At 55.1% G+C, this 214-nt stretch carries 1 protein-coding gene; it reads right to left on the reverse strand.

The window, feature by feature from the left end; genetic code table 11:
- The coding region (locus tag PPOP_RS21070; RefSeq protein ID WP_148277989.1) for a helix-turn-helix domain-containing protein at nucleotides 1–214 on the reverse strand (214 nt) is incomplete at both ends.

Genomic DNA, 214 nt, shown 5'->3' on the forward strand with positions numbered 1-214 from the left:
GCTTCAGGGGTTACAACGGAAGGCCGACCTGAACGCTGTTCTTCTCCCAATGCGGCATCCGGCCCTAATGCCAGTGATTTATCGACACAGCGATTGACCTTGGGCACCGTTGTACCGAGGATTTCTGCGATCTTTGGGATGCTCAAGCCGTCGGCATAATGAAGCAGAATACGTGCGCGCTCTACCCGGCGATATTCTTCTGAACGCGCGTGAC

This window comes from Paenibacillus popilliae ATCC 14706 (assembly GCF_000315235.1).
Classification (GTDB): domain Bacteria; phylum Bacillota; class Bacilli; order Paenibacillales; family Paenibacillaceae; genus Paenibacillus_B; species Paenibacillus_B popilliae.